Source organism: Brevibacillus brevis NBRC 100599 (genome assembly GCF_000010165.1).
In the GTDB taxonomy this organism is placed as follows: Bacteria; Bacillota; Bacilli; order Brevibacillales; family Brevibacillaceae; genus Brevibacillus; species Brevibacillus brevis_D.
Window position 1 is genome coordinate 357,501 of record NC_012491.1, and the last position, 12,852, is coordinate 370,352.

10 protein-coding genes and 1 rRNA gene (1 of these 11 cut by a window edge) are annotated in these 12,852 nt (G+C 49.4%); 7 read left to right on the top strand and 4 right to left on the bottom strand.

The window, feature by feature from the left end:
- The 5 genes from BBR47_RS02060 to BBR47_RS02080 all read left to right on the top strand — a co-directional run.
- Positions 1-500: ribosomal RNA gene (locus tag BBR47_RS02060) — 23S ribosomal RNA — on the top strand; it begins 2,429 nt to the left of the window's first position.
- Between the two features lie 261 nt (positions 501-761).
- Positions 762-1,436, top strand: a complete 675-nt coding sequence (locus tag BBR47_RS02065; RefSeq protein WP_012684103.1) for a response regulator transcription factor — start codon at positions 762-764, stop codon at positions 1,434-1,436.
- A complete protein-coding gene (locus BBR47_RS02070; RefSeq protein ID WP_012684104.1) occupies positions 1,433-2,728 on the top strand; it encodes a sensor histidine kinase in 1,296 nt (431 codons plus the stop codon). Before BBR47_RS02065 ends, BBR47_RS02070 begins: the two co-directional genes overlap by 4 nt.
- A gap of 140 nt (positions 2,729-2,868) precedes the next feature.
- Positions 2,869-3,156 (top strand): HesB/YadR/YfhF family protein, encoded by a 288-nt coding sequence (locus BBR47_RS02075; RefSeq protein ID WP_012684105.1) that lies wholly within the window; start codon positions 2,869-2,871, stop codon positions 3,154-3,156.
- Between the two features lie 143 nt (positions 3,157-3,299).
- Complete coding sequence (locus BBR47_RS02080) at positions 3,300-4,211, top strand: hypothetical protein (RefSeq protein ID WP_012684106.1); 912 nt, start codon at positions 3,300-3,302, stop codon at positions 4,209-4,211.
- A 75-nt stretch (positions 4,212-4,286) separates the two neighbouring features.
- Here BBR47_RS02080 and menC read toward each other — a convergent pair whose 3' ends face one another.
- From menC to BBR47_RS02100, 4 genes are all read right to left on the bottom strand, one after another.
- Positions 4,287-5,435, bottom strand: coding sequence for an o-succinylbenzoate synthase (gene menC, locus BBR47_RS02085; protein WP_012684107.1), 1,149 nt, complete (start codon positions 5,433-5,435; stop codon positions 4,287-4,289).
- A 20-nt stretch (positions 5,436-5,455) separates the two neighbouring features.
- On the bottom strand, positions 5,456-6,595 hold the full coding sequence (locus BBR47_RS02090; protein ID WP_012684108.1) for a M20 peptidase aminoacylase family protein: 1,140 nt from the start codon (positions 6,593-6,595) through the stop codon (positions 5,456-5,458).
- 69 nt (positions 6,596-6,664) lie between these two features.
- Positions 6,665-8,074, bottom strand: coding sequence for a YfcC family protein (locus BBR47_RS02095; RefSeq protein WP_012684109.1), 1,410 nt, complete (start codon positions 8,072-8,074; stop codon positions 6,665-6,667).
- Positions 8,075-8,253: 179 nt separating this feature from the next.
- Entirely contained in the window at positions 8,254-10,278 is a 2,025-nt protein-coding gene (locus tag BBR47_RS02100) for a sigma 54-interacting transcriptional regulator (RefSeq protein WP_041749209.1), read from the bottom strand.
- Positions 10,279-10,465: 187 nt separating this feature from the next.
- On the opposite strand from BBR47_RS02100, the gene BBR47_RS02105 reads away from it, so the two are divergent.
- Both BBR47_RS02105 and BBR47_RS02110 read left to right on the top strand, forming a co-directional pair.
- On the top strand, positions 10,466-11,137 hold the full coding sequence (locus BBR47_RS02105; RefSeq protein WP_012684111.1) for a LytTR family DNA-binding domain-containing protein: 672 nt from the start codon (positions 10,466-10,468) through the stop codon (positions 11,135-11,137).
- A gap of 142 nt (positions 11,138-11,279) precedes the next feature.
- Entirely contained in the window at positions 11,280-12,791 is a 1,512-nt protein-coding gene (locus tag BBR47_RS02110) for an acetyl-CoA hydrolase/transferase family protein (RefSeq protein ID WP_012684112.1), read from the top strand.
- Positions 12,792-12,852 lie beyond the last annotated feature (61 nt).

Genomic DNA, 12,852 nt, shown 5'->3' on the forward strand with positions numbered 1-12,852 from the left:
GTTCCGCATGGAAGGGCCATCGCTCAACGGATAAAAGCTACCCTGGGGATAACAGGCTTATCTCCCCCAAGAGTCCACATCGACGGGGAGGTTTGGCACCTCGATGTCGGCTCATCGCATCCTGGGGCTGAAGTAGGTCCCAAGGGTTGGGCTGTTCGCCCATTAAAGCGGTACGCGAGCTGGGTTCAGAACGTCGTGAGACAGTTCGGTCCCTATCTGTCGCGGGCGTAGGAAGTTTGAGGAGAGCTGTCCTTAGTACGAGAGGACCGGGATGGACGCACCGCTGGTGCACCAGTTGTCACGCCAGTGGCACAGCTGGGTAGCTATGTGCGGACGGGATAAGCGCTGAAAGCATCTAAGCGTGAAGCCCCCTCCAAGATGAGACTTCCCACAGCGCAAGCTGGTAAGACCCCTCATAGACGATGAGGTTGATAGGTTCGGTGTGGAAGCGCGGTAACGCGTGGAGCTGACGAATACTAATCGGTCGAGGACTTATCCACACACTCTTAGCAATCATGCGTATTCAGTTTTGAAGGAATGAGGCGAAAAGCTGTATTCCCGATTACTTGTTAAAAGTAATGGAGAATGCAGCTTTTTTTGTATTTCCGCCAGTACGTACAAATCTGATTCAAAAAAATACGTGCTCTAATGAAAGGAGCGTGTGCACAGCCAAGATCGGCGAGTGTGGTCATTATTGTGATTCCAGTCGATTATGCTATGCTGAATGACATACAGCTTTTTCAAATGAAAGAGGGATTAATATGCTTATTCTTGCAGTGGAGGATGAAAAAGCGCTGCTTCAGACAATTGCAGGAGTCCTGGCCGACGAAGGATATCAGGTGGATATGGCAGACCGCGGAGATGACGGCTTGTTATTGGCGGAACGCGGCATCTACGATTTGCTAGTCCTAGACATTATGATGCCAGGAATGGATGGTCTTTCACTGGTGAGAACGTTGCGTACAAAAGGGATAATGACGCCGGTTTTATTTTTAACGGCAAAAGATAGCGTAGAGTCGAGAGTCGAGGGATTGGATGCCGGAGCAGACGATTATTTGGTCAAGCCGTTTGCGGCCGAAGAACTGACGGCGAGAGTGAGAGCCCTTTTGCGTCGACAAGGGAAACAGAACACAGAAGGCGAGCTGGCATACGGTCCTCTATCGCTGAAGATAAATGAATATGACGGGTTTGTTGATGATGAGCCGATGAAGTTAACCACGAAGGAGTACGAGCTACTCAAGTACTTCCTGCAAAATCGGGAGCAAATATTGACGCGCCAACAAATTTTTGACCGCGTATGGGGAATTGATTCAGAAGCGAATTACGGAGTGGTCGATTTGTATGTCCACTACCTGCGTAAAAAGCTGGGTGCTTACGAAGGCTTCATCCGAACGATCCGCAATGTGGGCTACATTTTGAAAAAGGAAAACAAATGATGTTTCGAAAAACGAGGATTCGGCTCGTAACGTTGAACGTAGTAGTGGTGCTTCTCTTGTTGAACGGGCTGGGTAGCGCAGTCTACTACACGATGAAGTACCGTCTCTATTCGCAGGTGGATCGAGAAATGACCAAAGTCAGCCAAAGGCTGGCAGTTGATGCTTTGCCTCGACTCCATCGTATTGAAGACGACCCTTTTCCATACAACCGTCAGGAGAGGAAAAAGTTTAACGATCTAGATCGCCGATATGTTTTGCTCGTCTGGGATAGCTTTGGTCGTGTCATCGGGACGGCATTTAGTGATAGGCTGGAGCCAGAGGAGTATGCAAAATTCCAGCATAACGGAAAAGCAGACGGAATCGAAACAAAAACAGTGAATGGGCAAATCTACCGCATGCAGACAGTTACTGTTCCGAAAAAGGTCGTTGTAGGCAATCGGATACAGACTGCGTACCAGTTTCAACTGATTTACAATCTGGCGCCTGAGCAAAACGTGCTGGACAGCTTGCTATACGTTGTCATGATCGGCGACATTATCAGTATTGTCATTGCGATTGTGGCTGGGTGGTTTTTGGCGAGAAGGGCACTAATCCCGATCCAAGTCTCGTGGGAAAAGCAGCAGCAGTTTATTGCCGATGCTTCTCATGAGCTGAGGACGCCGCTCACGGCCATCATGGTCAATCTAGAAAGGCTTTTCAAACACCCGGATCACACGATTGAGCAGGAAAGTGAAAAAATCATGATTGGGATGCAGGAGGCCAAGCGCTTGAGCAGGCTCGTCTCGGATTTGCTCACACTGGCTCGCAGTGATTCTAACGAGTTGCAGATCATGAATCAGACGCTGCGCTTAGACGAGGTAGCGATCAAATGCACCCAGGTTTTTGCACAACTTGCCATCGCACGGGAAATTCGCCTCGAAACAGACATCCAGCAACCCATTGAGATGGTGGGGGACCAAGAACGTCTGCATCAGCTTATGGTTATCTTGCTGGACAATGCCTTGAAGTACACGAACGAAGATGGCCGGATTTATGTTTCTTGCAAAAAGGAAGGCGGTCGCGTTTCGATTCTTGTAAAAGACAGCGGGATCGGGATTTCCAAGGAGGATATTCCGTATTTGTTTGATCGCTTCTTCCGGGTGGATAAAATGCGCTCTCGTGCGACAGAAGGAACAGGCTTGGGGCTTTCTATTGCCAAATGGATCGTGGATGCTCATCACGGAAAAATTCAGGTCAGCAGTGAGGTAGGTATCGGAACCAGTTTTTTGGTTACACTTCCAATAAAGCCGTAAACAGATGGAAAGAACCGTTTTCCCAGAGTAGGGAATCGGTTCTTTTTTCAGATAGTGGAGCAATTCCATTTAACATACATTTATGTTTCAAATATCTCTAAATTGAGGTAAACTATAAGCAGAGAGGAGTGGTTGTACTCATGAACATGACGATCACTAAAGCAGCGGTAGCATGGTTTCGGGAAGAATGGGGATGCAAAGAAGGAGACAGCATTCGTTTTTTTGTCCGGTACGGAGGCGTTAGTACGGTCCAGGATTCATTCTCGATGGGGATTGCCAAAGAGTTGCCGAATGAAATCGGCATTTCGGCAGTAGAGGATGGCATCACATTTTATATGGAAAAAGATGAGCTGTGGTATATGAATGGAAAAGGGCTGGTTGTCGATTATCGCCCAGAGACAGACGAAGTGGAATTTAAGCTGGATTAAGTAAGGAAAATGATAGCGAGTAGGATGAAGGGCTCCGGATATTCGGGGCCTTTTTCCATGTGCGAAAAAAACCGATATTATACTTTACAAACAAAAATGTATGTTATACTATGGGTGCATAAATGGAAAAAGGAGGAGGTTACATGCGTTTACTTGATTCTTACTTGGAGCTTGGCATTACGGGAATGGCACGTGCAGCTGTAGCAGGATGGTTCGACGGTCATTATGGGGCAGCTTTATTGGCAGGGTACTTCATGGATCGTGAGCACGATCTCCCTGAACATGTAAAAGAGGGCATTGAGCGGACATGCGAATCCTTCCGCAAGCAAAAACCTGAATGGTTTGTTCCACTAGATCAAGACGAGAAAGCTGACCCCTCCTTGTTACAGCACGTCATCGATGGCCTCCAGCAAAATGTGAAGCAGCTTCGGACATCAGGCCATGGACTAGCACTAGGTGTGTTGGCATTAAAAGCACTGCGCGAACGCCCTGATATGATCACTCCGACTGTGGTGGATGGCCTAGTCAGGATTCTCCAAGCGACGACAGAAGACAGGAAAGACCGTTATTGGGGCATCGAGAATTACCATGGCATGACGATTGATGATGTCAAAGACGACGATGTTGCGCCTTACCATACAACAGCAGAGATGGCAGAGCGGGCGTTTGACGAGCTACATTTGGTTATACCGCCGCGTGATATTAACGGGGTACGTTATCATTTGGCAAGCGAGGTCGTTCATAACATCACACAGGCTCATGCGTTAACAGATCTAGAGCGATTCGGTTATGAGGATATTGTGAAGCCTGGTATCGTAAACCATCGTCTTCAAATCTATTTGAATCGCCATGTTCCTCCGTTCACTTTAGAGGATGAGGTGAAGGAGCCAGCTTTCGAGGAAATTTTTTCACCGCTATACTGGGAAAGGCTCTACAGCGATCCTCATGCATTGAAGCTTCCGTATGCTGCGTTGGATCTCTTAAAGCGGTTCCCGTCGGAGAAGAGAGCTCTTGCCGAACGTAATTTGTGCAAGCTTTTGACGATTACGGATTAATAAAATCTCACAAATAAAAAGAACAGGGAGGCCAATGGGCACTCTCTGTTCTTTTTCACTTCGAATGAGCGTCATCTACCAGGTAGGAATGACTGTCGTAGTAGACTCCCGATTTGCATAGTAGCTTTTATGCTCGATCAGGGCATTGCGAATGGCAGACTCATTGATGTCAAAACCGATCCCTGGCGTTGTCGGTACAGCCAGCATGCCAGGTGCTGCAAAATCGATGACAGGTGTCACGATATCTTCCGCAAAGTAGCGATGCGAAGGGGATGTATCGCCGGCAATCGTGAAGTTGCTAAGCGAGGCCATCGCGATATTATGCGCCCGTCCAATTCCTGCCTCCAGCATTCCTCCGCACCATACAGGTACGCCGCGTTTCTCACACAGGTCATGAATCTTCTTGGCATCTGTCAGACCGCCTACGCGACCGATTTTGATGTTGATAATCCGGCAACTGCCGAGCTCGAGAGCTTTGCGGGCATCTTCTACTGTATGGATACTTTCATCGAGGCAGATCGGCGTTTTCAGTTCTCTTTGCAAGGTCGCATGGTCGATGATGTCATCATGAGCCAATGGCTGTTCAATCATGATCAAACCGAAGCCGTCTAAAGCCTTCAGCATCTCCATGTCTGCCAGCGTATACGCAGAGTTTGCGTCCGCCATCAGTGGAACATCTGGTCCAAATGTGTTGCGGATCGCACGCATTGGCTCGACATCAAAGCCCGGTTTGATTTTCACTTTGATCTTTTTGTAGCCGTCACGGATGAAGCCTTCTACGCGTTGCAGCAGTTTTTCGATAGTCGGCTCGATTCCGATACTCACACCGACGTCAATCGTCGTACGAGTTCCGCCCAATGCTTGGGAGAGGGAGAGACCGTTCATTTTGGCGTACAAATCCCAGACGGCACCTTCCAAGGCAGCTTTGGCCATGTGGTTGCGGCGCATCCAAGAGAAGAGGCGGGATACATCATCAGGATGCTCGATCTCCCGTGAAAACAGCTGCGGGATCAAATACTTTTCGAGCATGTACCAGACCGTATCGACATCTTCCTCGTTGTAAACAGGGACGTCCATCGCGACGCTTTCACCGAAGCCGACATGGGCACCGCTGTACGCACGTACCAGAATGCATTCCTTGTGGGTTTCGACTCCCATGCTCGTCTCAAAAGGGGAATTCAACGGAATTTTGATTCGTTGCAGGTCCACGCGTTCGATTTTCATATTCATCTCTCCTCAACCGTTCATTTGGATTGTCGCTCAAACGTATTCAATACCGTTCTTGCCAAAATCTCGATGCCGTCTAGCAGCGCTTCTTTTTCAAAAGTCATCTGCGGGTGATGAAGTCCTGGTGTCAGGCCACAGCCTAAACCAAGCATGGTCGCACGAAGCTGTGGCCGTTCCTTGGTGTAGTAGTGGAAGTCTTCCGCGCCCGGTGTCTGAATCGGCGGTTCGAGCTTTTCTGCCCCAAAGGTTTGGGTAATGGCATCCGCCATGATCAGTCTCGCTTCTTCGTTCACTTCCGCCGCATAGACGCGTTCAGTGATCTCGTAAGACAGCTCAACTTCATATAGACGGGAAACGTGCTGCAAAATGTGCTCGACACGGGCAAATAGGGCGTGAATGACTTCATTCGTCTGTGCCCGTAGGTCCAAGTGGAACTGCGCCGAGCCCGGAATGATATTGCTGCTTTTGCTGCCAGCGGAAAGCTGCGTCATTTTGACGGAATAAGGGACGAGCGGATCGAGATGAATGCCTTTTAACTGCTCGACAATCGCAGCGGCTACCTCGATAGCGTTGACTCCGAGGTGAGGCCGTGCGCCATGAGCATCGGCACCCTTGATGTGCCCGAATACTGTACCTGCCGCTCCGTGCATGATGGCAGAAGCAGCTGTACCGCGTGGGATTTCTTGAATGGGACGAAGGTGGACACCGTACAGAAAATCAATATCGTCCACTACCTGCTTGTTCACCATCGCAAGTGCGCCATTTCCGCTTTCTTCTGCTGGCTGGAAAATGAGCTTTAGGCGCCCAGGGAGCTGGACGTCCATTGCTTGCAGAACCATGAGGACGCCTAATGCCATGGTCATATGCGCATCGTGTCCGCAGGAATGATTTGCGGTAAAGACGCCGTTTACTTCTTGCCAAAGGGCGTCCATGTCTGCTCGTACGCCTACAGTCAATTTTCCTGGCGTCAGATCGCCCCATTCGCCAACCACTCCCGTCACGTCATCAAAGGTAGTGACGTGGCAATGATGTTTTTTCAAGAAGTCAGCAATGAATGAGGTAGTTTGGACTTCCTCCCAGCTTATCTCTGGATGCTGGTGTAAATGCTCGTATAGAGAAAAAATGGCGGGCTGCAATTGTTTGATCGTTGTGCGCATGGTTCCTCCATCGGTTTGTTCGTACGCCAATCTATTTGACGCAGCCAGTTTAGTGAATTAGCTCATTTATTACGAAACGCCGATTGTCACTGCTACAATGAGCGCGATTGAGGCGATCACGGCCCAACCTGCTAGTAGCTTCCAAATGAATTTGACCCATTTCTCATACGGAATGCCTGCAACAGCCAGATAGCCCATCAACGCAGAAGAAGTCGGGATAATGGAGTTGGTGACCGCATCGCCGTATTGGAAGGCAAGAACCGCAATCTGACGTTGGATGCCGAGCAAGTCCGCAATCGGTACCATGATCGGCATTGTTGTCGCTGCCTGTCCACTACCGGAAGAAATAAAGAGATTGAGAAAGGCTTGAATTACAAACATAGCCAGAACGGTTACGGCATCTGGCAAATGACCAATCGCCGAAGTCAGACTGTTAATCATCGTATCGATAATTTTTCCGTCTTCCAGGACGACCGTAATCGCACGGGCAAAACCGACGATCAGCGCTCCAAACGTAACAGCTCTCGCACCAGCGACGAAGGAATCAAACAGCGTATTGACCGACAAACCTCCGACGAGACCAGCAACAAGGCCCATGATCAGGAAGGAAGCGGTAAGCTCGGTCAGGAACCATTCGTACTTGAATACACCGTATACGTTGAAGGCGAGGCCACAGACCATTACCAGGAAAACGAGCTTGTGGCGTGCATTCAGATCGGGAATGTCTACTGTTGCCTGTTCTTGACTTGCGTGATTCTCCACGCCATAAAGCACGCTCTTGGTCGGGTCTGCTTTGACACGATACGCATAGCGCATGACGTACCAGATGGCAAAAGCGAGTACGAAGACATACACAACAGCGCGGAAGGTAAGACCAGAGAAGAGCGGCAATTGCGCGAGGGACTGTGCCACCCCAACCGTAAATGGATTGATCATCCCACCCATGAAGCCGGCTGCTGCCCCCATGGTGATCATGGCTGTACCTGTTACGGCATCAAAGCCCATTGCACGAGCCAGCGCGATACCGATCGGAACGAAGATGATGCTTTCTTCTGCCATTCCCATCGTAAATCCACCAATGGAGAAGAGGAACATGGAAGCAGGAATGAGCAGCTTTTCCCGACCTTCCAAGTGTCGGACACCTTTATTGATCCCGGCCTCAATCGCTCCTGTCTGGCGGATGATTCCGAATACACCGCTTACAATAAAGATGTAGAAAATGATTTGCGCACCTTTTTGCATCCCTTCTGGAATCGCTTTGAACATGTCAAAGAACGAGACCGGATCACTTTCCACAGGATGGTAGCTGCCGTTGACGACGATGGTTTTGCCTGAGGCAGCGTCCTTGACGCGATCGAATTCACCAGCCGGAAGCACGTAGGAAGCCAGGGCTGCCAAAATGATGATGATAAAGAGAATGGCATAGGTATGCGGCACAGAAAAACGTTTCTTTGCAGGTTTCAATGGATGTGTAGACATGAGGTCACCTCGCTTTTTTTTGCTTATGACAAGCAAGGGTCGTGCCAAGTGTCGAAATTTCCCGAATATAAGCGTTTTCAGTGGATTTTCAACGGCAAGGGAAGGGAAGAAAATGAGCTTTAGGAATGTTTATTAGGTTTTATGCAGCCTAATACATCCTATTATTCAATGGGCGGATGCTAAATCCGCCCGTGTTTTCGCAACAATTCGATACCCGCGGGGGTGATGGAGGTTCCTTGTCGAGTTGTGCCTGAACGCACCAAACCTTGCTGTTCCAGCAGTTTTAGCTTGTGCCGCAGTGCGCTCTCCGTCCAGCCTACGGATTGCAGTTCGGGAGAGTGCGCCAATTGATAACGCCCGACTGGTTTGTTGGATACGTAATAATGATGCAAGCAATACAAAATGTCTAGGTCGCGGTTGTCGTCCAAATTGGGGATAGAAGCCGTCTGCTGCTTTTTGAAAAGGCTATCCGTCAATCGTTTGGGGAGATCCTGAATGCCGATGACAGGATGCTCGCTTACTGTAATGGCATAGTCGACGACATTTTTCAGTTCGCGAATGTTCCCCCGCCAGTCATGTCGATAGAATAGCTCCATGACTTCTGGCGACCATGTTTTGCGAATACCTTGCTGCTCCAGATGCTCATCGATGAGAAGGGGAATATCGCTGATTCGCTCACGCAAAGCGGGAATTTGGATCGGCAGGACAGCCAAACGATAGAACAGGTCCTCGCGAAAGCTTCCTTGGGAAACAGCGTCTTCCAAATCGCGATTGGTAGCAGCGATGATGCGGCAATCCACAGAAAGAATTCCCGTACCGCCCACGCGGATGACCTGCTTTTCTTGCAGTACGCGAAGCAGCTTGACCTGAATGGCCCCAGAGATGTCCCCCACCTCATCGAGAAATATCGTCCCGCCATCCGCTTGCTCAAACAGGCCGGGCTTTCCGCCTTTTCGTGCTCCTGTAAAGGCACCGTCTTCGTAGCCAAACAACTCGCTCTCCAGCAGGTTTTCTGGCAAGGAGGCACAGTTGATTGCGACAAAGGGGCCGTTTTTGCGTAGCGAGTGCTGATGAATGGCATGGGCGAACAGCTCTTTTCCCGTTCCGTTTTCGCCTGTCAGCAGAATCGTTTGATTGTTTTTTGCCATCTTTTTGCCGAGCTCGATGGATTGGAGCAGCGGTTGGCTTTGTCCTTTGATATCGGAAAAGGAGTAGGTGGCTGTATGACCGCGCAACGTAAGCGTGGTTCGCAAGCGTTGGATTTCAGTCACGTCTTTTAGCGTACAAACGAAGCCTAAATGCTCATGCCTACGGCGGATGCTTTGACTGCTGACGATAAATTGTTTGTGATCAATGGCTACGAGGGCGTCCTCCTGATCATCCTGTTCAAAAAAGGGTTGCAGCAAGCTGTGCTCCTTCAACACCGTGTATGGTTGTCCAACAATGGTAGATGCATGTGGACAAAACAGCTCAACGGCGACGTCGTTTATAAACGTGATCAGACCTTGTTCATTGCAAGCGATCACGGGGTCTTTGACTGCCTGAAAGGTAGATTGTAGCTGGCTGTTGAGTTTCTGTACTTCTGCGTAGGAGGTGCCGAGCATTTTCGCGAGCTCAGACATTTCTACAATGAAGGCAGACAAGTACTCGCGCTCCCATTCACTAGGCACACCTACCTTGCGACCGGTATCAATCAGGTCATGAATGCTGATTTTGCGAAAACCGAGATCGATCACCTCCACATGAGGAGGAAGAGGTACGTCAGGAACGCTCATGATGATGGCGTATTGAAATTCGAGATCATCAAATGTACAGCCAGGGTGAAAGGGAACGTAATTCAAATGATCGACGTTCGCCTCTAATAGATTTTGGATGACCTCCTGTGCGGAAACTGGCGAATTGTTCATAACAGGGACGGTCGTCCCCGGAGGGATCTGCATCAGGGCTTTCATTTTGTGCAGCTCGAAAAAACGGTTTAAAACCGTGATGGGTACGGAGTCAGCAACAGCTTGACGGGCAACTGTGTACAGCTCCGGGGATTTGGTTGTGATAAAGACATGATCGACTCCGCTCAAATCGGGAATGTGCTCATGGCTGGCATAACCGACGACTTTACAATACGGCTCGAAATAAGCCCGCAGCTCCTTTAACAAAAATTCGAGAGTGTCCGTTCCTTTTGCAATCAAGACAATGGTGTGGTCCATGCTGCACCGCCTTTGCTTAAACAATCGTGAATGTTTTGTAATCTCATGATAGCACAATGCCTGGCTGTAATCGGATGGATTCGCTTGTATAGAGAGGAAAGACAAGGATTGATTTGGTGGTAGGGAAATGTGTTTTAATAGGAGATAGAAGATAGAAAAAGCAATAACACGAGCAGGAGGAATCAGCATGGAGGACAGATTGGTTCCAGAGGTGCTGCAAATGATTGGGGAAGTCGTGCCAGACGGGGTATCGATTGCGATCTCGGACGGATCACAATACTTGTACTATCAACCGAGTTCGAATATTGATTTGAAAATTACGCCAGGGGATCTCGTTCCCATTGGCTCGGCTACACATCAAGCGCTCTTGGAAATGGGAAAAGTGGGGCATCAGGTGGAGAGTCGTATTTTTGGTGTGCCGTACTACGGACTCTCGCTTCCATTAGTGCGAAATGGTCAGGTCGTGGGCTGTATTACCGCCATCTATCCCCCTCAAAGCGTTCCGCTGACAAATCCGGAGGCGCGTCTATCGTTTTTAGTCGGAAAAGGGGAGGCTGGCTGGCTGCCTATTCCGTTAACAGAGATCGTCTATATTAGCTCTCATGATGGAAAAACGCTTCTGCACACGGCTAGTGGATCATATGCGAACAAATACAACATGGCTGAACTGGAGTACATGCTCCCGCAAGAGCGATTTGTGCGTTGTCATCGTTCCTATTTCGTCAATATGGAATCGATCGGCTTTATTCACCCGCATTTTCATTCGACGTTTTTATTGGAAATGAAGGATAAGCAAAAGACGAGAGTTCCTGTGAGCCAGTCGTACGCCAGCTCGTTTCGGCAATTGCTCGGCTTCTGAAATATCTGACAAATGAGAACGGTTCGCTGTCGTTTTTTCTTGATAGCCGCGTAAATATTCTGTTTTGCTGAAAATCGAGTGCCCGCTCAGAATCCGTGTGTTAGTGTAAAAGGCAACAAAGATGGCATGGGAGGTCACAATGATGTGGGAACGCTTACGCGATAAACGACTGGCAGATAAAATCGTGACGGCTGAGGTAGCAGCAGGATGGATTGAGGATGGCATGACGATCGGGTTAAGTGGTTTCACGCGTGCTGGTGATGCCAAGGTCGTGCCGCTCGCATTGGCTGAGCTGGCGAAAAAAGAGAACAAGCCTTTTGGCGTAAACGTATATACAGGAGCTTCACTTGGCTCCGATGTGGATGCCGTGATGGCGGAAGCGGGGATCATCAACAAGCGATTGCCTTTTCAAGCTGATCCGGTTATGCGCAAAAAAATCAACGATGGCAGCATGATGTTCGTTGACCAGCATTTGTCTCATACAGCGGAAGCGATTCGTCAGGGAGCGATAGACGCGGTCGACTACGCGATTGTGGAAGCGGTTGCAATCACAGAAGAGGGCATGATCATTCCGGCTACGTCCGTGGGGAACTCCAATATTTTCGTAGAAAATGCCAAGCATGTCATCATTGAGTTGAATATGGCTCAATCGGTGGAGTTGGAAGGCATCCATGATATTTATACACCAGCAAAACAAGGAGAGCGTGAACCGATTCCGCTCACGTCCGTGGATCAGCGAATCGGCACAGCAGGGATTCCTGTCGATCCGGATAAAGTAAAAGGGATTGTCCTGACGAATCAGTTGGATTCTCCGTCGACGATTGTGGAGCCGGACGAAGAAACGGCGCAGATCGCGGCGCATCTGATCGAGTTTTTGCGTCAGGAGGTAAAAGAGGGACGCTTGCCGAACAATCTCGCGCCATTGCAATCGGGGATTGGGTCGGTAGCGAATGCGGTTTTCAACGGATTTTTGGATTCGGAATTCACGGATCTGACGGTCTTCTCGGAAGTGTTGCAGGATGCGGTGTTTGATTTGCTGGATGCAGGTAAAATTTCGTTTGCCTCTGGCTGTTCGATAACGCTGACAGCTGAAAAGATGAAGCATGTCACCGAGAATTTCGCCCAATACCGGGACAAACTGCTGTTGCGTCCGCAAGAAATCACGAACCATCCAGAGCTGATTCGCCGCCTCGGTCTGATTGCGATCAATACCGCGATTGAAGCGGACATCTACGGCAACGTCAATTCGACCAATGTATCGGGTACGAGAATGATGAACGGTATCGGCGGTTCTGGTGATTTTGCTCGTAACGCACGTCTGGGTATTTTCGTAACCAAATCGATTGCCAAAGGTGGAAACATCTCGAGCATCGTTCCGTTTGCCTCCCATGTGGATCATACCGAGCACGATGTAGATATTATCGTCACTGAGCAAGGCCTGGCTGACCTGAGAGGCTTGGCTCCGCGCCAGAGAGCCATCAAAATTATCGAGAACTGTGCGCATCCGATGTACCGCGATCAATTGATGGCGTACTACGAGGAAGCACTCACACGTGGCGGACACACTCCGCATGTACTGGAAAAGGCATTCTCCTGGCACGTACGTTACGCGCAGGAAGGCACCATGTTGGAGAAAAAGCCAGCGTTGGTTTAGTCGATGGAATGATGAAAAAAGCAAACCCGCTCGGGCGTTAAGCCTTGGCGGGTTTTTCTAG

What these genes read in the sequence shown, in the direction of transcription:
- BBR47_RS02105 (WP_012684111.1), top strand. Translation starts at nt 10,466, where the DNA reads ATGGAGGACAGATTGGTTCCAGAGGTGCTGCAAATGATTGGGGAAGTC.
- BBR47_RS02095 (WP_012684109.1), bottom strand. Translation starts at nt 8,074, where the DNA reads ATGTCTACACATCCATTGAAACCTGCAAAGAAACGTTTTTCTGTGCCG.
- BBR47_RS02110 (WP_012684112.1), top strand. Translation starts at nt 11,280, where the DNA reads ATGTGGGAACGCTTACGCGATAAACGACTGGCAGATAAAATCGTGACG.
- BBR47_RS02065 (WP_012684103.1), top strand. Translation starts at nt 762, where the DNA reads ATGCTTATTCTTGCAGTGGAGGATGAAAAAGCGCTGCTTCAGACAATT.
- menC (WP_012684107.1), bottom strand. Translation starts at nt 5,435, where the DNA reads ATGAAAATCGAACGCGTGGACCTGCAACGAATCAAAATTCCGTTGAAT.
- BBR47_RS02070 (WP_012684104.1), top strand. Translation starts at nt 1,433, where the DNA reads ATGATGTTTCGAAAAACGAGGATTCGGCTCGTAACGTTGAACGTAGTA.
- BBR47_RS02080 (WP_012684106.1), top strand. Translation starts at nt 3,300, where the DNA reads ATGCGTTTACTTGATTCTTACTTGGAGCTTGGCATTACGGGAATGGCA.
- BBR47_RS02090 (WP_012684108.1), bottom strand. Translation starts at nt 6,595, where the DNA reads ATGCGCACAACGATCAAACAATTGCAGCCCGCCATTTTTTCTCTATAC.
- BBR47_RS02100 (WP_041749209.1), bottom strand. Translation starts at nt 10,278, where the DNA reads ATGGACCACACCATTGTCTTGATTGCAAAAGGAACGGACACTCTCGAA.
- BBR47_RS02075 (WP_012684105.1), top strand. Translation starts at nt 2,869, where the DNA reads ATGAACATGACGATCACTAAAGCAGCGGTAGCATGGTTTCGGGAAGAA.